The organism is Flavobacteriales bacterium, assembly GCA_016699575.1.
Lineage (GTDB): Bacteria > Bacteroidota > Bacteroidia > Flavobacteriales_F > PHOS-HE28 > PHOS-HE28.
This window is the reverse complement of record CP064979.1, coordinates 3,911,320-3,933,420: the sequence shown is the minus strand read 5'-3', so window position 1 is coordinate 3,933,420 and position 22,101 is coordinate 3,911,320. Positions and strand designations below refer to the sequence as shown.

19 protein-coding genes and 1 pseudogene are annotated in these 22,101 nt (G+C 60.4%); 12 read left to right on the top strand and 8 right to left on the bottom strand.

The features are described 5' to 3' along the window. Positions 1 to 183: 183 nt before the first annotated feature. Positions 184 to 1,620: a hypothetical protein gene (locus IPJ76_16420; protein ID QQR86164.1), complete on the bottom strand. Its 1,437-nt coding sequence runs from the start codon at positions 1,618 to 1,620 to the stop codon at positions 184 to 186. Positions 1,621 to 2,119: 499 nt separating this feature from the next. On the opposite strand from IPJ76_16420, the pseudogene IPJ76_16415 reads away from it, so the two are divergent. Next, a pseudogene (locus IPJ76_16415) lies at positions 2,120 to 3,316 on the top strand (IS256 family transposase). 283 nt (positions 3,317 to 3,599) lie between these two features. Beyond that, positions 3,600 to 4,403, top strand: a complete 804-nt coding sequence (locus IPJ76_16410; protein QQR86163.1) for a universal stress protein — start codon at positions 3,600 to 3,602, stop codon at positions 4,401 to 4,403. A 913-nt stretch (positions 4,404 to 5,316) separates the two neighbouring features. On the opposite strand, the gene IPJ76_16405 is transcribed toward IPJ76_16410, so the two are convergent. Then, positions 5,317 to 6,132: an alpha/beta hydrolase gene (locus IPJ76_16405; GenBank protein ID QQR86162.1), complete on the bottom strand. Its 816-nt coding sequence runs from the start codon at positions 6,130 to 6,132 to the stop codon at positions 5,317 to 5,319. A 299-nt stretch (positions 6,133 to 6,431) separates the two neighbouring features. Here IPJ76_16405 and IPJ76_16400 point away from each other — a divergent pair, with 299 nt between their 5' ends. The 4 genes from IPJ76_16400 (at position 6,432) to IPJ76_16385 (ending at position 11,238) form a co-directional block, all read left to right on the top strand. Then, positions 6,432 to 7,043: a hypothetical protein gene (locus IPJ76_16400; protein ID QQR86161.1), complete on the top strand. Its 612-nt coding sequence runs from the start codon at positions 6,432 to 6,434 to the stop codon at positions 7,041 to 7,043. A gap of 86 nt (positions 7,044 to 7,129) precedes the next feature. Continuing rightward, on the top strand, positions 7,130 to 8,050 hold the full coding sequence (locus IPJ76_16395) for an ATP-binding cassette domain-containing protein (GenBank protein QQR86160.1): 921 nt from the start codon (positions 7,130 to 7,132) through the stop codon (positions 8,048 to 8,050). Between the two features lie 4 nt (positions 8,051 to 8,054). After that, the gene (locus IPJ76_16390) at positions 8,055 to 10,298 is read left to right on the top strand and encodes a Gldg family protein (GenBank protein ID QQR86159.1); all 2,244 of its coding nucleotides are present in this window, start codon (positions 8,055 to 8,057) and stop codon (positions 10,296 to 10,298) included. Then, on the top strand, positions 10,288 to 11,238 hold the full coding sequence (locus IPJ76_16385; protein QQR86158.1) for a DUF4340 domain-containing protein: 951 nt from the start codon (positions 10,288 to 10,290) through the stop codon (positions 11,236 to 11,238). Before IPJ76_16390 ends, IPJ76_16385 begins: the two co-directional genes overlap by 11 nt. Before the next feature lie 56 nt (positions 11,239 to 11,294). Here IPJ76_16385 and IPJ76_16380 read toward each other — a convergent pair whose 3' ends face one another. From IPJ76_16380 to IPJ76_16370, 3 genes are all read right to left on the bottom strand, one after another. Continuing rightward, positions 11,295 to 13,241 (bottom strand): T9SS type A sorting domain-containing protein, encoded by a 1,947-nt coding sequence (locus IPJ76_16380; GenBank protein ID QQR86157.1) that lies wholly within the window; start codon positions 13,239 to 13,241, stop codon positions 11,295 to 11,297. Between the two features lie 82 nt (positions 13,242 to 13,323). Continuing rightward, positions 13,324 to 15,741: a hypothetical protein gene (locus IPJ76_16375; protein ID QQR86156.1), complete on the bottom strand. Its 2,418-nt coding sequence runs from the start codon at positions 15,739 to 15,741 to the stop codon at positions 13,324 to 13,326. Then, on the bottom strand, positions 15,738 to 16,481 hold the full coding sequence (locus tag IPJ76_16370) for a copper homeostasis protein CutC (GenBank protein QQR86155.1): 744 nt from the start codon (positions 16,479 to 16,481) through the stop codon (positions 15,738 to 15,740). Before IPJ76_16370 ends, IPJ76_16375 begins: the two co-directional genes overlap by 4 nt. 178 nt (positions 16,482 to 16,659) lie before the next feature. Here IPJ76_16370 and recA point away from each other — a divergent pair, with 178 nt between their 5' ends. From recA to IPJ76_16350, 4 genes are all read left to right on the top strand, one after another. Then, on the top strand, positions 16,660 to 17,679 hold the full coding sequence (gene recA, locus IPJ76_16365; protein QQR86154.1) for a recombinase RecA: 1,020 nt from the start codon (positions 16,660 to 16,662) through the stop codon (positions 17,677 to 17,679). Positions 17,680 to 17,844: 165 nt separating this feature from the next. Further along, complete coding sequence (locus IPJ76_16360) at positions 17,845 to 18,858, top strand: tetratricopeptide repeat protein (protein QQR86153.1); 1,014 nt, start codon at positions 17,845 to 17,847, stop codon at positions 18,856 to 18,858. A 66-nt stretch (positions 18,859 to 18,924) separates the two neighbouring features. Beyond that, positions 18,925 to 19,164, top strand: coding sequence for a GlsB/YeaQ/YmgE family stress response membrane protein (locus IPJ76_16355; protein ID QQR86152.1), 240 nt, complete (start codon positions 18,925 to 18,927; stop codon positions 19,162 to 19,164). Positions 19,165 to 19,298: 134 nt separating this feature from the next. Next, positions 19,299 to 19,880, top strand: coding sequence for a hypothetical protein (locus IPJ76_16350; protein ID QQR86151.1), 582 nt, complete (start codon positions 19,299 to 19,301; stop codon positions 19,878 to 19,880). 108 nt (positions 19,881 to 19,988) lie between these two features. Here the strand turns inward: IPJ76_16350 and IPJ76_16345 are convergent, their stop codons facing one another. After that, a complete protein-coding gene (locus IPJ76_16345; GenBank protein ID QQR86150.1) occupies positions 19,989 to 20,294 on the bottom strand; it encodes a phosphoribosylpyrophosphate synthetase in 306 nt (101 codons plus the stop codon). An 89-nt stretch (positions 20,295 to 20,383) separates the two neighbouring features. Between IPJ76_16345 and IPJ76_16340 the strand changes: the two genes are divergently transcribed. Together IPJ76_16340 and IPJ76_16335 are read left to right on the top strand one after the other, a co-directional pair. Next, positions 20,384 to 20,641: a hypothetical protein gene (locus IPJ76_16340; GenBank protein QQR86149.1), complete on the top strand. Its 258-nt coding sequence runs from the start codon at positions 20,384 to 20,386 to the stop codon at positions 20,639 to 20,641. A gap of 10 nt (positions 20,642 to 20,651) precedes the next feature. After that, a complete protein-coding gene (locus tag IPJ76_16335) occupies positions 20,652 to 21,029 on the top strand; it encodes a putative toxin-antitoxin system toxin component, PIN family (GenBank protein QQR86148.1) in 378 nt (125 codons plus the stop codon). A 177-nt stretch (positions 21,030 to 21,206) separates the two neighbouring features. Here IPJ76_16335 and IPJ76_16330 read toward each other — a convergent pair whose 3' ends face one another. Further along, the gene (locus IPJ76_16330; GenBank protein QQR86147.1) at positions 21,207 to 21,512 is read right to left on the bottom strand and encodes a phosphoribosylpyrophosphate synthetase; all 306 of its coding nucleotides are present in this window, start codon (positions 21,510 to 21,512) and stop codon (positions 21,207 to 21,209) included. 90 nt (positions 21,513 to 21,602) lie between these two features. Next, positions 21,603 to 22,058, bottom strand: coding sequence for a hypothetical protein (locus IPJ76_16325; protein QQR86146.1), 456 nt, complete (start codon positions 22,056 to 22,058; stop codon positions 21,603 to 21,605). Positions 22,059 to 22,101 lie beyond the last annotated feature (43 nt).

Here is a 22,101-nt window from a genome sequence, read left to right as displayed (position 1 = left end):
TTACTGAACAGTCTCCGCTTGCGCTCTGAGGCCACAGCAACCTTGGTGATTTTAAGAGAGCTACGCAAACACTTTCCTGAAGCTTTCAAAGCGTGAGCTAGCACCGCCACAGCTCCGGGGGGCGTAAAGCCCGTGGTCCCGTGCCACGGGTTGCTGCACTCTTCCTCAGCACCTCTCCGATACTCACCGCATCACCACCTGCGCGCGCCCAGCGCTCCCGCCACCGGATACCAGCACGGTGTAACACCCGGCAGCAAGTCCGTTACGTGCCAGCACCACAGTGCTTCCAGCCATCAAGGTCTCCTTGCGCACCAAGCGTCCTGCTGCATCCATCAAGCGCAGTAGCAGCCGCCCTTCCATGCCGGACAGGTCGAGCACGGTCTGCTCGTCCATCGGGTTCGGGGCGAGCAACAAGGTGGTTGGCGGCGGGGCCTCGCCCACACCGGCTTGCACATCGGTCAGGAATTCGATCTGGTCCGCGTTGAAGAGGAAGTCCTGGATATCGGCGAAGACGGTGCCGTTCACGGAGAGCTTCACATACGCTGGGTCAGCGAGGCCATTGCCGCCCATGTCCTGCAACAGCAGGTAGTGGCAGGTGTTGTTGTCCAACTGCCAGGTGTATTGGTAGGTGGTGTTGTCGGCGTAGGCACCCAGCGCTACTTCGTCAATGACCATCGCATCGGGGAACCGGCGCAGCGACCAGAACGTCTGCTCGGCGTCGTTGTCGGTAAGGAACTCCATGTTCACAGTGGTGCCCGGCGCTACGGCGCTGGAACTCAAGCCTTGGTGGATCAGATCGTTCTGGGGTTTGTCATCGGGGTCCAAGAGCCGGATGCCGGCCGTGTGCAGGCCGATATCCACTGGCACCTGGGCAACGGTGAGTTCCTCATAGGCGTAGGTGGCAAGGGCACCGCTCCAGAAAAAGGTGTCCACGGCGGTGGCGTTCGTTTGGTCCTGGTGGTAGTGGACCGTTGTCTCAATAGCGGCGGAGGAGAGGGTATTGGTGCCGGTGTTCTGCAGGCGGATGTTGATCTGTGGCGCCGAACCATCGCAGATCCCATGGTCGGGGATGTAGCTCAAGGTGGCATCGTTCTGTGTGGTGGCCGTGTACATCGCGCAGTACTGTGCATCCTGCCACATCTGGGCGGTGGTGTACTGCCAGCCGCCGATCACCTGCCTGTTCGGGCAGATGGCATGCACGTGCCCATAGCCGGGGCATTGCAGCAGGGAGATCACCGAGGCATCGTCGATGATGGGGTAGGGCGTGCCGGTAATCCAATCGCCTTGGGTGGCACCGCTGATGCCCTGCAATTCGTTCAACCCCGTGTTCGCATCCGATTCGATCAGTAGCACCATCACCTTGTTCTCCGGCGTTCCAGGACCATAGAGCAGGTAGAGGCTGTCGAGGGTTTCGCTGGTGTGGATCTCCCAGCACGTGATGCACCATGTCGCGGCGATGTCGAGATAGACCGTGTAGCCCTGGTCCAGGTAGCTGTAGAGGTTGTGGCTGTTGCCGTTGATGTCCGTTACCGTGAAGTCCGGACAGATGTCCCACTGCCAATTGTGCTGGGCCTGCGTTGCTGTGGAAAGGAGCAGGGCAAGGGCGATGGTTGTGCGCATAGGGCAAGACCGTTGAGCGGTTCAAGGGATGGACGAGGTGGTTTGGGCGAAGATGCCTGTAGGGGGCTCATCATATTGGACGAGGGGGAGGGGGCTTGTGGGCCAATGCGCAACGCGCTGCTGAGGAAAAGGGATGATCACGGGGCCACAAGCCCACGACCGAAAGCCAATCGGCACGCGCAAACCCAGCAATCGCAAAGTGTTGAGCCGAGCGGCTGCTTGCGAAGCCGAGCGGCAGCCGAGTGCGATCAACCCCCACAGTGCAACACGCGAGCAAGTGCGGCGGTATTCCTGCTGAGATCAACGAACGAAGTGTACTACACGAGCGAGGGCGGGGAGGTGTGATACGCGAGGATGCGCGGGGGAACGCCCATGCAGTCCGGTGTTGAGCATAGATTGCAGCATGGGCGAGGCGAGCAATCAAGGTTGGGATGTGCCAGTGCAGAGACTGTTCAGTAAAGTGTGTCAGGCCGGAGTTGCGAACTTCAAACCCTGACCCATGGAAGACAAGACGGACAAGTTCGATTACGAAGCCTTCGAGAAGGAGGCCATGAAGCAATTGCTTCTGGGCAAGCCGCTCAGCGGCAGCGAAGGGGTGCTGACGCCCTTGGTAAAACGGCTGATGGAAGCCACCCTACGGGGAGAGCTGAGCGCGCATCTGGAAGAGGACACCGGCAAGGCCAACCGGCGCAACGGGCACGGCCGCAAGCGGGTGAAGACCGCACACGGGGAGGTGGACATCGCCACCCCGCGGGACCGGAACGGGACCTTCGACCCACTGCTGCTGCCTAAACGGGAACGGGTTCTGAACGCCGAGCTGGACCTGAAGATCATCAAGCTCTATGGACTGGGGATGAGCCAGCGCGACATCAGCGACCATGTGCGCGACCTCTACGGCATCGAAGTGAGCGAAGCCACCATCAGCGCGGTGACCGACCAGGTGGTCGCCGATGTGCAGGCATGGCGGCAGCGCCCCTTGGAAGCGCGTTACGCCATCGTATGGCTCGATGCCATCCATTTCAAGGTGAAGGAAGAGGGTCGCGTGGTGAACAAAGCCGTTTACACCGCCCTTGGCGTGGGCCCCGATGGCCACAAGGACCTGCTTGGCCTCTACGTTGGCCAGCACGAAGGCGCCAAGTTCTGGCTGAGCGTGCTGCACGACCTACGCCAGCGCGGGGTGGAGGACATGCTGATCGCGTGCATCGACAACCTCAGCGGCTTCTCCGAGGCCATCGCGCTGGTGTACCCGCAGAGCGACATCCAGCTGTGCATTGTGCATCAGGTGCGCAACACCTTGAAGTACGTGAGCTACAAGCACTACAAGGAAGTGGTCAAGGACATGCGGGCCATCTACCGGGCACCCAACGAGGAGCGTGCCCTGCAAGCACTGGAAGTGTTCAGCGACAAATGGGGCGAGCGCTATCCGCAAGCGGTGAACTCCTGGCGCATCAACTGGCCGCTTCTGGCCAGCCAATACCGGTACAGCGAGCGTATCCGGCGGCTGATCTACACCACCAACCCCATCGAGGGCTTCCATGCCCAGTTGCGCAAATACACCAAGACCAAGCGCGTCTTCGAGAACGACATGGCCCTGCTCAAACTGCTCTTCTTGGCCCAGCAGCGCATCGTGGAGAAGATGGCCGCAAAGCCCATCTTCGCCTGGCGTGAGATCGCAGCCGAGTTACGCTTGCTCTTCGGACCGCGCTTCGATCCACAACTGGCCAACACCGATCAACACGTTATCAGTCTCCCCCAGACCCCCTCGTTGAAAACCCAACTACATCAACAACATCAGTGATCAAGATCGTGACACACTTAATCTAACAGACCCCGCAACGGCGCAACGACCCGCCAGATCAAGGGTCGGCCCCGCTACCAGCCCGGCCCCATCGTGGCGCCCGTCGCGCCGTTGCGGTTAGAATTTTAACCCGCTTGGTACTCGCGCCCCCGGCTACTTTTCGCACCGAACCACGCACCGCATGCAACGCATCCTCTGCCCCACCGATCTCAGCAGCGCTGGCGACCACGCCATCGACACCGCAACCGCCATGGCGCAGCGCACCGGTGCGCACGTGGACCTGCTGCACGTGGTGCGCCATGCCGATGAACACGGCAGCAGCATGACCGACCTCGGCCAGATCGCCGCCATGGTGCGCACCAAGGGCATCGAGTGCGAAGCGCTGGTGCACGAGGGCGACATCTTCCACGCCATCCCGGGCGCCATCGCCGAGGGCCACCACCAAATGATGGTGCTCGGCACCCACGGCCTGCGCAACCTTAAGCAGCAACTGCTCGGCGCCGATGTGCTCAAGCTGGTGCGCAAGGTGCACGTGCCCAGCATCGTGGTGCAGGAGAAGTCCTCGCCCAACCCCATGTCGCGCATCGTGATGCCCGTGGCCGGACACAAGGACGTGAAGCACCTCCTCGATGCCGTGTGCGCCACCGCCAAAGCCTTCGGCGCCGAGGTGCACGTCTTCCAAGCCATGCGCCCCATGGACCAGCCCAGCGAGCAGCTCCTCCTCAACAAGCGCGACATGCTCTACCGCCTCCAGGCCGAAGGCATCGTGCACGTGGAAGCCAACCTGCCGCCCGAGACCTTCTCCATCGGCTATGCCCAGCACATCATCGGCTACGCCAAGAAGGTCAACGCCGGTCTCATCGCCGTCATCGCCGATGCCTCCCCCGATATGCACCATATCGCCGACGCCGAGAAGGAGCGCCTGCTCTTCAACGATGCAGGCATTCCAGTGCTGTGCGCACGTGACGGGAGCCAGATGAAGTGAGGACCGTGAGGGCATTCGGTTTAGCCCTGAAGTGGTTTTGGCGCCTGTTCGGGTTCTGTGTCCTGACGACCCTTACCCAGATAGGTGGACTTGTCCTCGTAGCATCGCTGTTGCTCCAAACTTGGATCGATCGAAAGCACAAGCTCAACCACCCGCGTACCGCAGGCATAATCCTGTTCCTCATTTCCTACGGACTCGCAACCGGTTTGATCGTTCCGCTTCTGGCACCAGCATTCGGTCGGCGTCCCCTACCCATGGGCGCCGAAAAAGGACTGATGCCGAGGACGATCTGGACTGTTGTTTTGAACCGGCATTACGTCTCCACAGAACTGTATTCGGTATTGCGGGACGTGGAGCGTGGCACCCTGAGCTCCTACCCGGGAAGCACGATCCTCTATCTTGATGCGTGTTTCCCTTTTTGGGATGGATTCCCTCTCCTGCCTCACCTCAGCCACAACGATGGAGACAAGGTCGATATCGCCTTCCGCTATCGGAGATCCGATGGCACCACGGAGTTCTGGTCCACGCCAACATTGATCGGATATGGCTCCTTTGCCGATCGGTTCCGTGGTGAACGCGACACGCATGCGGAGTGCGCAGCCAGAGGCTCTTGGTGGTACAGCAGGCTAGGGTTACTTCCCAAGAACAGAGATCTCAGACTCGACGAAGCTCGCACGAAAGAACTGGTGGAACGGTTCGTTTCGGACCCACGGATCAATAAGGTCTTCGTAGAGCCGTTCCTGGCAACGCGATGGGGATTGTACAACAGCAAGATCAGGTTCCATGGTTGTCATGCTGTCAGCCACGCAGACCACATACATGTCCAGCTGTGATCCACTTCTTTCAACATCCAGGCATATCGAGGACGGAAATCAGATGAAGTGATGGGCGGCACGATGGCTGCTGGCCGCAGTCACTTCCCCAACCACTCCCTCAACTTCGCCTGATAGTCCGGGAAACGTGCCAGATCGCTGTGGTGGCCACGCGGGAAGGCCACCATCTCGCGGTGCACCGTGGCAGGCACGGCGGCGTACAGCTTCAATGCGCTGGTGTACGGCACCACATTGTCGCGGCGGCCGTGCATGATGAGCACTGGGCATTGCACGCCCTCCACCGCCCTGTCGTTGCGGAACGGATAGCGCAGCAACAGACGGTACGGCAGCAACACGCTGTAATGCAAGGCCACATCGCGCAGGTTCGCGAAAGGCGTTTCGAGAATGAGGGCTTTGGGCCTGTTGGCCGCCGCCAAGGGCGTTGCCAGTCCGCCGCCGAGCGATCGGCCGTACAACACCGTGCGCTCCTGCGACCAGTCCTTCCGCAACTCATCATACCACGCCTGTGCGTCGGCGTGCAGGGCCGGTTCGCTCAGTCGGCCACGGCTCTTGCCGTAGCCACGCGGGTCGGGCATCAGCACATCGTAGCCCAATTGCGTGAAGCGGTTCGCCCGGCGCCCCCAGCGCCGCAAGCTGCCCGTGTTGCCGTGGAAGTAGAGCACCACGCCTTTCGGTTGTGGCGCTTTGAAGTACAACGCATGCAGCACCACGTCCGGCCCCGGCCGCAACCACCGCTCCTCATGTGGCGGATGCCCTGCGCGGAACTTGAACCGGAAATCCTGCGGCAACCGGAACCGGATGAAGATGAAGCGCTCCTGCGCCACCCAATAGAACAGGCACACGCCCACGTACGCCAACGCGAGCAGGCCCATTGCACTGAGAAAGAAGGCGGTCACGGATATTGAAACGCTGATCCGTTCCGAAGGTATCGCGCACCCCAAGCAATGTCGTTCGGGGTGGCCGCAGTTTGCCCACGCGTGCTTGTATCGGCAGGCAGTCGCGGGGGGATGTCCACGATCAGCGCGGCCGCGCCCGGCTCGGGGCGCTTGTGCTGAAGGCCCGTGCGAGCCGGGCTGCGGCTTTGATCGTGGTTGATTTTTGGCTCCACCTTTTCATCAAGGAAAAGGTGGAACGCAACAAGGCCTGGGAAACGCTTTGGGCGATTTGGCTCGGAGCCTTGGTCATCTTTGGCCGCATGTCCCGCTACGCCCTCCTGGTTCTGCTGTCCGCACTGTGCGCCGGGCAAGCGTCGGCGCAGTTGGTGGGCAAGAAGGATCTTGTGACGGCCGTGGGCATCGGCGGCGCTTGGGGAGAACTGCGCAGCCCATTACGTGCCTTCGATGTGCCCGGCGCCTACGGCGGCAATTTCAGCTTCGCCTTCGGTTATGCCTTCAACACCAACTGGGGCATGGGCATCCGCTACGATCGCCTTGGCTTTGCCGAAAGCGTGGACACCATGGCGCAGGCGCGCATTGCCCTGTTGCATGTGCACGGCACCTACCGTCCATGGCAAACCGATCTGCACGCCATTGAAGTGGAAACCGGCTTCGGCTCATCGGCCTTTGCCTTCCGCGGCTTGAACGAGCGCCTGCCGCAGGAAGCGAACAGTTGGTCTGCCAACGGTAGCGTGCGGTATCTGCGCCAAGTCCACAAGAGCATTCTCGGTTTCGTAGCCCTGCGCGGGCACACCACCGGGCGCGCTGTGCTCTCCAGGTCAGGCGCCGCTGGCGCGATCAACGAGGACACCTCCTTGACGGTCCACTGGCGCGCTGTCATGCTCACCTTTGGACTTGCGGTGAGGTGGTGAGCGCCTGTCCTGATCAACACTCCTTCACACGCTGCGCAAGCACCCGCCAAGCCACCACCGGATAGATTCGCCGTCCACCTTGCCGTATGGACATCCGCATCAACAACCTGAGCCGCAGCTACGGAGCGCAGAAAGCCGTGGACGACATCTCGTTCACGGTGCGCACCGGCGAAGTGCTCGGCTTCCTGGGCCCCAATGGCGCCGGCAAGACCACCACCATGAAGATGATCTGCGGCCTCGTGGCCGCCGACCAAGGGAACATTGAAGTGGGCGGTCGCGACGTGGTGAAGAACGCGGGGGAAGTGCGCAAGCACATCGGCTACCTGCCGGAGAACAACCCGCTCTATGTGGAGATGCCCGTGCTCGACCTGCTGCACTTCACCGCCAAGGTGCAGGGCGTGCCCAAGGACCAACGCATCGCGCGTGTGAGCGCCATGGTGGAGGCCTGCGGACTTGGGCCCGAACGACACAAGCGCGTGGAAGAACTGAGCAAAGGCTACCGCCAGCGCGTGGGCCTTGCGCAAGCCATGGTGCACGACCCGGCCGTACTCATCCTCGATGAACCCACCACCGGCCTGGACCCGAACCAGATCGTGGAGATCCGCGAACTCATCAAAGAGGTGGGCAAGGCCAAGACCGTCATCTTCAGCACGCACATCCTGCCGGAAGTCGAGGCCACCTGCGACCGCATCCTCATCATCAACAAAGGACGCATCGTTGCCGACGGCGACCCGCGCTCGCTGCGGCAGCGTTCCGAGGGGCGGCATGTCCTGCGCGTCCGCATTCCTGTGGCGGATCCCGCGTACGTCTCCCCCATCCTCTCCGGATTGCCCGGTGTAGAACACGTGGAGGCTATAGGCGAAGGCGTTTTCATCCTCCAGAGCGGCAGTGCGGACACAGCTGCCGAGGTCTATCAGCTCTGCTCGCGCAGCGGATGGCTGCTCACCGAACTGAGCCCCATGGAAGCACGCTTGGAGGAAGTCTTCCGAAACCTCACGCTCAACTGACCCGATGATGCGCAAGACCCTCATCATCGCACGGAAAGAACTGGCGGCCTTTTTCGATTCGCTCATCGCGTACGTGCTGCTCGCGCTCTTCCTGGGCTTCTGCGGTTTCCTCACCTGGATGTGGCCCAGCGGCAACATCTTCATGCAAGGCACCGCCGGGCTCGGCGCTTTCTGGGGCTCGGCCTATTGGGCGCTCTTCATCTTCATCCCGCTGCTCACCATGCGCTCAGTGGCCGAGGAACGCCGCACGGGTACTCTTGACCTTCTGCTCACCAAGGCCCTCACCGATTGGCAGATCGTGTTCGGGAAGTTCCTCGCCTGCCTGGGGCTGATCGCATTGGCCCTCGTTTGCACACTGCCCTACTGGGCCAGCATCGCTTACCTCGGTCCTGCCGACCACGGCGCCATTGCCTGCGGATACCTTGCCCTGCTGCTGATGAGCGCGGCCTACATCGGCATCGGCATCTGGGCCAGCAGCCTCACCAACAACCAAGTGGTGGCCGCGCTGATCGCCCTGGTCGCCATCTTCTTCTTCCACTTCCTATTCGGTTTCGTGGTGGAAGGTGAAAGCGGCATGGCGGCCTTGGTGCTGCATCGCTTGAGCGTGGATGCGCACTTCGCCAGCTTGAGCCGCGGTGTGCTGGACAGCCGCGATGTGCTCTACTTCGTGAGCATAGCCGCGGTCGCGCTCGTGCTGGCCGAAGCCAACCTGGCCAAGCGCAGTGCGGTTCGGAGCCGGGGCAAGGTCCTTCTCTACACCTTGGTCCTGTGCACGGCCGTAGTGCTGGTCAACATCCTTGGCGACCGCTTCAAGCTGCGAGCGGACCTCACCGACGACGGCCGCTATACGCTGAGCTCCGCCACACGCAACCTGCTGGCCTCCCTGCCCGAGCCTGTTACGGTAACTGCCTATTTCAGCGAGGAACTGCCCGCCGAACCTGCTGCCGTGCGCGAAGAGTTCCGCGACCTCCTCACCGAGTTCCACGATGCATCGGACGGCAACCTCGTCTTCGAGTTCGTTGACCCCGGAAAAGACGAAGAACGTAAGAAGGAGGCGGCCGATGCCGGTATCCGGCCGCTCACCATGAACGTGCCGCAGAAGGACAAGTTCGAGCAGATGCTCGCCTACATGAGCGCCCACGTGAAAATGGGCACGCGCGACGACCTCATCGAGGTGGTGCAAGGCACCAGCATGGAGCACACGCTCGGCATGGCGGTGAAACGCGTGAGCATCGAACGCAAGAAGACCATCGGCTACGTGCAAGGGCACGGTGAGCCAAGTCTGGCCGAGATGCCCGAGGTGTATGAGAGCCTCAGCGTGCTTTACGAAGTGGCCACCATCCCCCTCCCCGATTCGCTCTCCATGCCCGATCGTTTTGCGGCACTCGTGATCGTTGATCCCGTGGATTCCTTTCCGGAACATCACTTGCGCGTGCTGGACGAAATGCTGGCGCGCGGACGACCGGTGCTCATTGCCTATAGCAACGTCGCGAGCGACCTGGGCACGTCGCCCATGCTCGACATTCGCAAGAGCAACCTCGTGCCTTGGCTGGCCGGCAAAGGGGTAACGGTACAACCACGGATCGTCAGCGATGAGCAATGCGGCCAGGTGCAGGTGAGCCAGCAGCGCGGCAGTATGCTCTTCCAGGTGCCCATCGCCTTTCCGTGGTTCCCTTTGGTGCGCGCTTTCGGTGGATCTCCCATCACCACGGGATTGGAAGCCGTTACGCTGCAGTTCTGCAGCCCGTTGGTGCAGAGCGAACGCACCGATGTGACCTTCACTCCGCTCCTCAGCACCAGCGAACACTCGCAGGCATGGGAAGCCCCGCAGTTCGTCGACCCGCAGCGGCAATGGACACCGCAGGACTTTCCATTGAGCGGCCTGACGTTGGGTGCCGCAGTGAGCGGGCCGCTAGCGGGCCCCACAACAGCCCGGATGGTAGTGTTCAGCAACGGCCGGTTCGGTGTGAACGGCGCTCAGGGCCAGCAGCAGCGATTGAACCCGGACAACGTGAACCTCTTCGTGAACGCCGTGGACTGGCTGGTGGACGATACCGGGCTAATCGAACTGCGCACCAAGCAGGTCAACTTCCGGCCGCTCCGCGCAGTGACGGACGCAGAGCGCAACACCTTGAAGTGGTTGAACCTTCTGCTTCCGATCGTTTGTGCCCTGTTCTACGGCCTGTTGCGAGCTGCCTGGCGCAAAGCACAACGCAAACGGAGGATGGACCCCGGCCATGTTCACTAGGATCGGCACGAAGGGACTGCTCATTGCGGCCGCACTTCTGGCCGGTTTATGGCTGTTCAGCAAGTACGGTGGTGGCGCAGGCCGGGGAACCGTGCGCAGTGTGGTTGTTGAGGTGGACACCGCCGAACTGACCAGTGTGACCATTCGGCCCAGGCGGTTGAAAGGTGCCGAGTTGGAGTTCCAGCGTAATGGTGGCATGTGGACCGTGACCGATAGCATTGGGACGTACACCGTGGACAAGGCATCCTTCGACATGGCGCTGAGCGGATTCCAACGCCTTAGGACCTTGAGGATGGGTGGAAGCATGGCCAAGCATGCCTCCAAGTATGAACTGACGGACTCCGCGAGAACGTCCATCACCTTCCGTTCCGGCGATGACGAGCCCATCACCGTCAATTGCGGCCTTGTGAACACGGAAGCGCGCGAAGCGGGCGAAACGTTCGTGAACGTGGACGGCGAAGACCGCATCCACGTCATCGAGGGCAGTATCACGCACGCCTTGGACCTGCCTACAGCATCGTGGCGTGAACACATCCTCATTGGCGGCACACCTGCGGAGTGGCGCAAGGTGCAACTACGCTTCGGCGATGGTACCGGCTACGAAATGGTCCGCACCGGCGCCTCCTGGACGATCAACGGTGAAGCCACGGACCCCAACCGCACCGATCAGTTCATGAAGGCCCTCAGTGAGGGGCGCAGCAGCCGCTACGCCGACAGATCGGATGTGACGGGCCTGTCACCGATCTATACCATAACCATAGAACCGTCGAACACCGGGCCGATGGTGGTGGAAGTCTTCGACGTTGGCGCGCATCTCGTGCTCATCAAGCGCGGCCGCCCTGACCTGAAGTTCTGGTTGGACCGTGAGCGCGACATGCAACGGCTCTACCGGCCTGCCGAATACCTCCTCAACAAGGCACAACCGCATCCGGCGCACTGACCACAACGAAGAAGCGCGGCCCTGAGGCCGCGCTTCTTCGTTCAAGACAGGCGCTATCAGCGCAAGACCTGGATCTGCTTGGTACGGGTCCAGCGATCCGTAGTTAGTTGCACGGCGTATTGGCCGTTGCTCAAAGCCGTCAGATCGAAGGTGGTGATGTTGCCACTGCCCAGAACGGTCAACTGCTGGCTCAGCACGGCACGTCCGCTCAGGTCCAACACATTGGCCGTAACCACACCCGTCCAGTGGTGGTTCAAGCCGATATTGAGCGTGCCTTGGTTGGGGTTCGGGAAGAGCACGAAGTCGCTCTCCGTGGGCTCCTCATCAACGTTCACGGCGCCACAGCTCACGTACCACAACAGTTCATCGTCCACCTGTCCGCCCGCGCAGCTTCCTGTACCATCGCTCAATACACGGATAGCAAGCTTGTTGCCGGGGTTGAAGGAGTTAACGGCCAGCCCGGTCATGTCGCCACCATTGTTGCCATTGAACAGCAGAGCGCTCAGGTCATCGGACCCGTTGTACACCACCACTTTGTCACCGTCGAGCATTTCCCCTTGCAGGAACTGCACTGTTATGGGGCCGGGGTTCAAGGCTTGGTAAACCCACCATGCTTCATCATTGTTGGTGTAGCAATAGGTCTGGTTGATGCCGCAGGTGACGATGACACAAGCCGAATCGGTTTGAACGAGTTCACCACTGTTGAACCGGCAGAGACTGTTCAACCCGTTCTGCACACTGATCTCCACGATGGTGTCATTACCGAAAGGCCCGATGGTGTAGGAACCCATCGGCACGTTCTGCAGCGTGTCGGTGTTCAAGCTGTTCACGATGTCCACATCGGTGGCGTTGCCCGTGCCTGTCACGTTCACCAGGATGCTGTACTCACGGTGCGGGCAATCCGGCACCACGGTGAAGGTGGCACCGGGGTTGAGGCAATCCAGGCAGCTAACGGTGTAATCCATCGGTGTGAGGCCACCACTGAAGCAGCTGGTGAAGCCATTGCTCGTGATGCTTATCGTAAGGACGTTCTGCGCATTGGTGCTCACGAAAATGAGACCTGCCAAATTGCCATTAGCGTCCCCGAACCCTTGATAAAGGATCGGGGCTTGATCGTCATCACCGTCGTAGATGGTCAATAGATCACCGAACGTGGACATCTGGCCGGCGTTGATAACGATCGCGACCGGATAGGTGGTTGCGCTTTGGTAAACGAAGTACGAGTTCTCGTTGTCCGTGTAACAGTGGGTGTAGTTGTCAGGTCCGCAGCTCACGATCGGACAAGGGAAGTTGGTGATGCTCGGCGAGAAGGAATCACAACCGGGGTCCTGTAGATTGACCACGCTGTAGCTCACGTTGGTGTTCAGGGCGAAGGGCCCAATGGTGTACGTGCCTGCACCAACGCCTGAGATCGTTGGTGCACCACCTGTATTGGTGATATCGACCGATGTGGCCGTACCCAAGTTCGTAAGCGTGACGTCGATAAAGAACTGGTTGTTGGCGCAGTCGGGCACAACATCGTAAGTGCTTTGGGGTGCCCCGGAACAGAAAAAGTTCAAGTACCAGTCGTACCCCGACGTGGTCCAGTAATCATCGAATTCAATGTAATAGGTCTGTCCGGCAACGGCTGGAAGTCCGGCCACCTCGCTGGCGAAACCGGCGCCACCTTGTGTCATCGGGCACGTGTCGTCCGCATTTCCAATGCAAAGCAGGCCCCCGCAGGCCCCTGAGTAAACATTCAGGCGGGTATCGGCTCCCCCCAAGCAAGAGCCCACGGTCCAGGTTCCGTTGCCGCTAGGTGTGTAGCTGTACCAATCACCATTCGTGGCTCCTGCGGCACAAATGTTCGAGGCACCGAATCCGGTCGCGGGACCGTCTGCGGTGTACGTGCCAGGAGTAACAGGCACCGCCAACGTGCAATCGTCGCCTTGGGCAAAGGCGGATGCACTGATGAGCAGGGTGGCCAGGGAGAATGTGGTGACGCGTAGTGAACGAGCAAGCATGCGCGTAGGGTTAGCGGTTTTGTGCGGTCGCGGCCGAAAGTAACCATGTGCCCGGCTCCCCGGACAACTGATCGTCCCCCTATCAACGGAGGAAGGTGGAAAGCTGCGGGACAGCGTCCAAAGGCTCCATCCTGAACCGCTTGGGATGGCCCGGCACGAGCGGGAACCAGTTGTCGGAAGGCTGCTCACCGCGACCGGTCACCACTTCCACTAGGCGGACGGGCACCGGGCAACTGGCCTCCCACTCACCAGGGGAAGCGGGCACGGGGGTCAGGGTCAACTCCGGTTTCGGGGCGTTCATGGTCTTCAGCACTTCGGCCCGGTGGCAACGGGCATCCGCACCGCAGCCGAAAGCAAACGCAACGACGCCCTGCGGAAAACCATCCTTTGGCCATTCCACCAATCGCTTCTTGCCCGAGCCTTCCAGGCGGTGGACCTGTCGTTCGAGCAATAGGCCCGCATCCGTCCAAAGCTCCAGCACCACGCTATCGCCGTTCAGTTCGGTGTCACTCCAAAGCTCCAAGGCCGTTCCGCCGGTTGCGGTCGGCTCGAAGGCCAGGACTCGATCGGCGTAGCTGCGTTTCACCTCGTAGTGGGCCGCCTTCCAGCGACCGTCCACGTCGATGGTGCTCCAAGTGGGTGCGGCCCACACGTCGTTCAGCTGCCAGTAGAGGGTGCCCATGCAGTGCGGCTGGTTGGTGCGGTGCGCCCAAATGGCAATGCGGTAGGCCTCGGCCTGCATCACCTGGCTGCAATCGATGAAGCGGCCGAGCGTGGTGGGCTTCTCTCCCATCTCGCGCTCGATGGCCGTCCAGATGGGCTTGTCGGTCTTGTAGCTCTTCTGGCGCTTGGCCAGCATGGGCGAGCCGAGGTACAGGTGCTCCGGGCCGATGTAATGCGCCAGTGTCACGCTATCGGGGTAGCTCTGGAAGCCGTACTCGCTCACAAAGCGGCCCACGTTGTTGCGGAAGGAGGAGAAGGCGCTGTCGCCGTGCCACACCCCCCAGTAGTGCAGGTCGCCGCTCTTGAGGCCCTCGGCGGAGCCCCAGTTGCTGAGGGGGGAGGACGGGGTGTAGGAGGATTGTGCCATCCCAGATACCAATGCTGAAAGTGCTTCCCGCCAGAGTCTTCTGTTTGCTCCAATGACTTTGGCTGAATCCGCACCGTGAAGGGCATACCGTTCCTGCCAGCCCCAATTGTCCCAGGCCACGTCAAGTTCGTTGTTGCCACAAAAGAGGGCCACGGATGGGTGACGGGAAATCCTGCGCAACTGCTCCAACGCCTCGATATAAGTGCTCAACAAGATCAACTCGTTGTCAGGCACAAGATTGGCCAGCATGAAATCCTGCCAGACAAGTATGCCGGCGGTATCGCAGGCATCAAAGAAGATATCAGGAGGATACACACCCCCTGCCCAAACGCGGAGCATGTCGGAATGGCTTCCCTGTGCTACCCTGACGATATCCAACCAAGACGAATCCGAGGAAGCACGCGGCGGAATGACATTGGCTCCCTTCAGGAAGCGCCCTCTTCTATATTCGGTCAACTCAAAAGGCGCGTCTTCGGTACCCCATCTTTCCCAGTGACGAGATCGCGGAATGCGGCGTGTGTAAACCGATTCGACACCACGGTTGGTTCGCAGCTCAACTCGAACCTCCAATGTCGCTAGAAGCCCGGCCCCCTCAGGAATGTTGGTTTCTATCAAGTGCTTCCAAGCTCGTTTCAATGTTGAGCGATCAACCAATCTTCCATCTACCCAGGTCCAGTACTCCGCACCCCGCATTGAACTGACCCGTGTGTAATGGGGCACGATGGTCAACTTCCCATTAGAGCCTGGTCCCATGACCAGCATGTTATCCAGCAGCGCTTTGTTCCATCCTCTCAATCCGACCTCCCTCCATATCCCACAACCCACCAGCCTCGGCGCGAAGTCCCAACCGAACTGGTAGGCGGCCTTGCGCACGTAGGGGCTCACACCGCTGGGGTCGTTGTCATGCGGTAGTTGGATGCCATAAGCGTCGCGGAGCTTTGCGCCCTCATTGATGGTGCTTCGGAAGACGACCTTGAGTTCGTTCGCACCGGACCGCAGCAACTGCTTCACTGGCCACTCCCACTGCCGGAACATGTTGTCGGCTTTGCCGAGCAGCGAGTCGTTGAGGTAGACATCAGCGAAGGTGTCGAGGCCCTTGAAGACGAGGTCGATGTTCTTCTTGTCGGCAAGCGTGTCACTCAGTGTGAACGCACGGCGGTAAACCCAGTCTTCGTTCTCCACCCATTGCACGCTGTCGATGTTGGCGTTGCGCATGGGGTCGGGGATCAGTCCGTTGCGGAGCAAGTCGTCGTGCACGGTGCCGGGAACTTCGGTGGGAAACCACTGCTCCTTCCCCACTTGCTGGAACGACCAGCCATCATGCAACGGAACGAACACTTCCTGCGCAGCGGCCCCGCCCGCCAGCAGCCAAAAGCCAACGGCCAAAAGCCAAAAGCTCTTCTCCCTCATCTCAACCCCGCTTTCACCAAGGCGTTCAATACCCCTTCGATCTTCGCAACATCGGGCTCGGTGCTGAAGTTGGCCGCACTACCGCCGATGCCCAGGGCATGGCCGCGCTCCACCACCATGCTGCTGCGGAAGGCCGAGAAATGGACTTCAGGCACGCCGGTGCGCTCCACCACTTCCACCACGTTGCCGGGGTTGATGCCGCCAGCCGCCGCTACGATGAGCGCGCCGTTGGCATGGCGCACCATGGCGTGCAGGACATCGAGGCTGTCCATGGCCGCAGTACCACCGCCCGATGTGAGCACGCGCTGCACGCCAAGGTCGATGCAGCGGACGAATGCCTCGTCGATGTCGGGTGAGAACTCGATGGCCCGGTGGAAGGTGACTTCGCGGCCATTGGCACCCATGAGCACACCGCGCACCAGTTCGGCGTCAGGCATGCCGTCGGCATCCAGTGCACCTGTGACAATGCCGCAGTGATCATCGCCGACGCCGGTCATCAGTGCATCGCGCAGGAGCACCTGTCGTTCATCCTGGGTGTATCGGAAACCGCCGGGGGTCGGGCGCACGAGCACGCGCTTGCGCGCGCGCACGCGTTCCTGCAACACGTTGAGCAGCCCGAAGCTGGGCGTAACCCCGCCGCAGGCCAGCCACTGGCACACCTCTATGGTGTCCACGCCGAGGTTGTCGGCCACCACCGCCTCATCGACAGAGGCCACACAGACTTCCACCACCACGCGCATGTGCTTGCATCCCGATGGGTCGGGTGTGCGAAGATGGACGATGCCCGGGCCCCTGTTCAGATCTTTTTCGGCCCCTTCGCTTGGCAGGATCAGAACTCATTGCTTAATTGTCCGGCAGGAATCTGACAGAATATCCGTCAAGACCCTTCTGAACACTACACAAAACCCTCACGATACCATGGCTGCTGAGATCAACAAGGACAAGCTGAAGGCGCTTCAGCTCACGATGGACAAGATGGAGAAGACCTTCGGCAAAGGCGCCATCATGAAACTGGGCGACAATGCCGTTGAGCAAGTGGAAGTGATCCCGAGCGGAAGCATCGGGGTTGACCTTGCATTGGGTGTTGGCGGCTACCCCAAGGGCCGGATCGTGGAGATCTTCGGACCGGAGAGCAGCGGTAAGACCACGCTGGCCATCCACGCCATCGCCGAGGTGCAGAAGAAAGGTGGCATTGCGGCCATCGTTGATGCGGAACATGCGTTCGACCGGTTCTATGCCGAGAGCCTCGGTGTTGACACGGAGAACCTGCTGATCAGCCAGCCGGACAACGGCGAACAAGCGCTGGAGATCGCTGACAACCTGATCCGCTCCGGCGCGATCGACCTGTTGGTGATCGACAGCGTTGCTGCTCTGACGCCGCGCGCGGAGATCGAAGGAGAGATGGGAGACAGCGCCGTGGGCATGCAGGCGCGCTTGATGAGCAAGGCACTGCGCAAGCTCACGGGCACCATCAGCAAGACGGGCTGCTGCTGCATCTTCATCAACCAGCTGCGGGAGAAGATCGGCGTGATGTTCGGCAACCCCGAGACCACCACCGGCGGTAACGCGTTGAAGTTCTACGCCAGCATCCGCATCGACATCCGCCGCATGACGCAGATCAAGGACGGTGAGAACGCCATCGGCAACCGCACCAAGGTGAAGATCGTGAAGAACAAGGTGGCGCCGCCGTTCCGCAAAACGGAGTTCGACATCCTCTTCGGCAAGGGCATCAGCAAGACCGGGGAGATCATCGACATGGGCGTGGAGATGAACATCATCAAGAAGAGCGGCAGCTGGTTCGCCTACCAGGACAACAAGCTGGGCCAGGGCCGCGACGCCGTGCGCCAGCTCTTGGAGGACAACGTGGAATTGTGCGAAGAACTGGAAGGGAAGATCAAGGAAGCGGTGAAGACCGCTGAGGTAAAGGTGGAAGCCTGATCTCACCACAGAGGCACAGAGGCACGGAGCAAATGTTCGAGCAGGGTTCCTGACAGGTTCATTGCTCGTCGCTCTTGGCGCTCGGTCTTGGTGGTTCAACGTGTTGAGCCTTCTACTTTCGAAGCCCCGGTTGTAAAGGGTCCGGGGCTTCGTCTTTTCCCTCTCATGAAGGATACTCTCCTGTTCTGCACCGTGGCCTTGGCACTAGTGGGCTGTACTGGTCCGACCAAGACTTCCACCGACGTTCTACCCGCTGCGCCGGTGGACAGCTTTGCCATCCGACTGGCCGATGTGGGTGACCGCATTACGCAAGCGCCCAACAATGCAGCGCTCTACGCCGAACGGGCGGCGCTGCTGCAGAGCCGCGACAGCGTGATGCCGGCGATGAACGACTTGGTGCGTGCCGTGAAGCTGGACAGTGCCAACGCGACCTATCGACTGCGCTTGGGAGAGCTTATGTGGTTCACACGGCAGGTGGACCAAGCCAACTACCAATACGAGAAGGCACTTGCCATTGACCCGAACAACGCGGAGGCGATGTTGAAACTGGCCGAGATCCAATTGGTCCTGCGCCAGTACCAGAAGTGCATGGACCTGACCAACAACGCCCTGCGCATTGACGCCCGTTCGGCCAAGGGTTACTTCCTGAAAGGCTGGGTGCACAAGGAGACCGGCGATACATCGAAGGCCATCAGCAGTTTCCACACGGCAGTGGAAATGGACCCGGACCACTACGATGCGCTGATCCAATTGGGCTTGATGCACGCGAACCGGGGTGAGACCTTGGCACTGGACTTCTACAATTCGGCCTTGGCCATACGACCGAACAGCACGGAGGCGCAGTACAACAAGGCCATGTTCGCGCAGGAGAACGGCATGGACAGCCTGGCCCTCGCTTGCTACGCGCAGATGATGGAGGCCGACCAGAACAATGCCTTGGCATACTACAACACGGGGTTCATCCAATTGGAACATCTGGATGAGCCCGCGATGGCCGTGAAGAGTTTCACCGGCGCCATTGAGCGCTTACCGACGTACCATCAGGCGTACTTCAACCGGGGGGTGGCCTACGAGCGGCTGCTACGCAAGGACAGCGCAGCGGTGGATTACCGCAGGGCACTGGCACTGGCGCCGGACTACGAAATGGCTGCGCACGGCTTGGAACGGGTAACGCACTGAGGACCCTGTATCACCGAAGCAGAACGTTAGCTTCGTGCGAGCAGCACACAAGCCGCGATCATTACAATGGGCATTCTTGTCAGCGTCATCATCGGGGCCGTTGCGGGTTGGCTCGCGGGGCAGATCATGAAGGGCAGCGGCTTCGGGCTGCTGATGAACATCATTCTGGGGATCGTGGGCGGCTTCATCGGGAGCCTTGTCTTCGGACTGCTGGGGCTGGAGACGAGCAATTGGATCGGCGCCATCATCTGTGCCACGGTGGGTGCTGTCATCCTCATTGCGATCGGAAGGGCGGTCAAGAAGTAGGCGCGGCCCGTTACCGGCATGTGAGTGCTCGGCCCCGATCCGTTTTGGTGCTCAAGCACGCTTCTACCCCGAATACCGGTTCCTTTCGCCGCAGCATCCGCGTCGATCGGTATCATTGATCCATGGAACCCACCGTGGAGGAGCTGGAGAAGACCTACTCCCAGTACAACACTGAGGAGTTGGTGCATCTGGCTACAAAGTCTGCACATCACCTGCGGCCTGAAGCCCAAATCGTGATCCGATCCATGCTCAACGCGCGTGGCGTGAACGAGTTCGTATTTGAAGGTATGGACCTGATGCTGCGCCCATTGGATGAGGCCAAGATCACCGAACAGGTCAACCTCCTGCGCTCCCTGCCCTGCCCGACCTGCGCCAACAACTCGGCACCGCTCAACGCCATCCTTGCGAGCCGGGCCATCAGTTTCATCGTCATGACCACCTTCGAAAGGACACCGGTTATCGGCTGTGTCTCTTGTTTGGAGCGCAGAGCGAACAAGGCAAGCATTATTTCCGCACTAGCAGGTTGGTGGGGCATCCCCTGGGGGCCCATCCGCACCGTTCAGGCACTGATTCAGAACCACGGCCAGAAACGCGCGGTCATTGCCGGCACCCCCACGGAAACACTGTTCGCCTTCGTTGTTGAGAGCACCGGGAAGATCGAGGCGCTCAAGAACGACCGGGCCAAACTCCTGGTTGCGATCACTGAACCGCTCTGAGCACGACAGGCTTTCGTTACCGGAGGTGACAATCGGTGCCGTGACCGGGACGATGGAGCAACCCTTCACCCCGAATGATGGCACCCAAGGTGGCGCGGACGATACGGTTCAGTGCGTGGCCAGTTTGCGCACCATCTCCTGTGTGAGGCTCGATGCATCCGGGCCATAAGCGCTCACGAGGATGCCCTTCACCTTGTCGTCCTTGGAGCTGATGGCGTAGATGATGCTTTGGTCTTCGGGGTCGGAGTTGCCTTCGAAGCGGTGGAACTCGTCTATCTCGAATTCGGCGGGGTCGAGGTTGATGCCGCGCGCATTGCAGACGACACAGTGCCCGGCCACCGTAAGGTCGTCGGTGTAGCCGCGGCGCTGGAGGTCGTTGACGGCCTCGGAGAGCGTGCTGTAGGCGTGGCGCATGGAACGAAGGTAGTGGCGCATGGCACCTCAATGAGCCGCATGGTCGTGTGCCGCATGAGAAGGACATCCGATCCGATTATTTTTGAGCCATGTCATTCACCAAAGGCGGAAGTGCCCAACTATCCGACGACCAGGTCAAGGAGTACATCCTTGACTTGCCGGCGAAGCGCCGTCTGGCATTGATGGAGGAACTGCAGCAGGCTGGAGTGAAGGCGAAATGGGAGGCCATCTTCGCTGCGTTCAAGCCGAACCAGGTTACGCAGCGTGCGATCGATCGGGAAGTGAAGGCCGTGAGAGCGAAACGTCAAGCCCGTCGGCGCGGTGAAGCGGCTTCAGGTCGTCGTTGACCCCAATTTGATGATCAGCTTGCTGATCGGAAAGCGTGTCAGCAGGCTCCTGAGCGTGTTCAGCGACGAGCGCTTCCGAGTGGTCTTGCACGAGGAATTGCTGGGCGAGTTCGAGGAAGTTGCCCGGCGCACCAAATTCAGGAAGTACTTCCCAGAAGCTGCAGTCGAAGCGTTCATCGTGCAGCTCCGCAGCGAAGGAAGAGTGGTTGATCGCCTTCTAGTGGTCGAGAAGGTCTGCCGCGACCCGGACGACGATTACCTACTGGCACTGGCGAAGGCTGCAAAGGCCGATGTGCTGCTTACTGGTGATGATGACCTCCTTGTGCTGAAAAAGCACGGCCGCACCCGCATCCTGAACGCGCGCGCTTTCGTGACGGAGTATCTGTGATCGCGGCCATGCGCAGGTTTTGGCGGGCACCCTGCGATGGTATAGGGACCCTGATTACGAGAAGTGCCGCAGGCTACCATGCTCCTTTTCTTGTTGAGCGTAGGCGCAGCCTACGCTCAGCTTACCGCGCCTTCGAGCACGCTACGCGCAGTGGGGAACGGACGAAACCCGCACGCTTCAGTGCGTGGCCAGCTTGCGAACGAGCTCCTGTGTGAGGCTCGAGGCATCGGGCCCGTAAGCATTCACCAGGATGCCCTTGATGTCGCGGGACTTCGAGCTGATGGCATAGAGCACGCTCTGATCCTCGGGATCGGAGTTGCCCTCGAAACGGTGGAACTCGTCGATCTCGAACTCCGCCGGATCGAGGTTGATGCCGCGCGGCTCGCACACCACGCAATGGCCAGCCAGCATCAGGTCATCGGTATAGCCGCGGCGCTGGAAGTCGTTCACGGCTTCGGATAGCGTTGAGTAGGCAGGAGGCATGCGCCGAAGGTATCGCCGTGACCGAATCGCGAATCCGATGCAGCGGGGTGTTCCGAACTCGCCACGGATCGCAGATCCGCGGGAGCAGTCCTATTCGCAACGCCCTTGCGCATTGAAGAACCGAAGACCTAGCTCTGGATGTTTGACACGCATTAGGTGCAAGAGATTCGGAATTTGAACAGAGGAGTAGTTCTGCTCCCCCGGCATACCGAAAATGCCTTGGTCGTTATTCGTGGTCAGCAAATCGAGCACATTAATCTCCTCACCGGTCGATGACCAAGCAACAATGTGGACCACTGAGCAACTCTGTCTTGGCGGATAATTCGTCGGCTCTAAAGTTCTAAGGACGGACATCAGACTACTTCTCAGTTCAGCATCACAAAGAAGTCCAGGTCCATAGTTCAGAAGCCTCAATTCAACGCGGTCAGCGGAACCGAAGGAATTCACGATCTCTGATCTTGAATCCTTCACCGAAGCCCTAATCCCTATCGCTAACCACACGATGAGGAAGGCTGTGATTAGATATCCACTGAGCTTCCACTTCATGAGCAGATGACGAGAGTCAAACCATCATCCGAGTCAAAACACG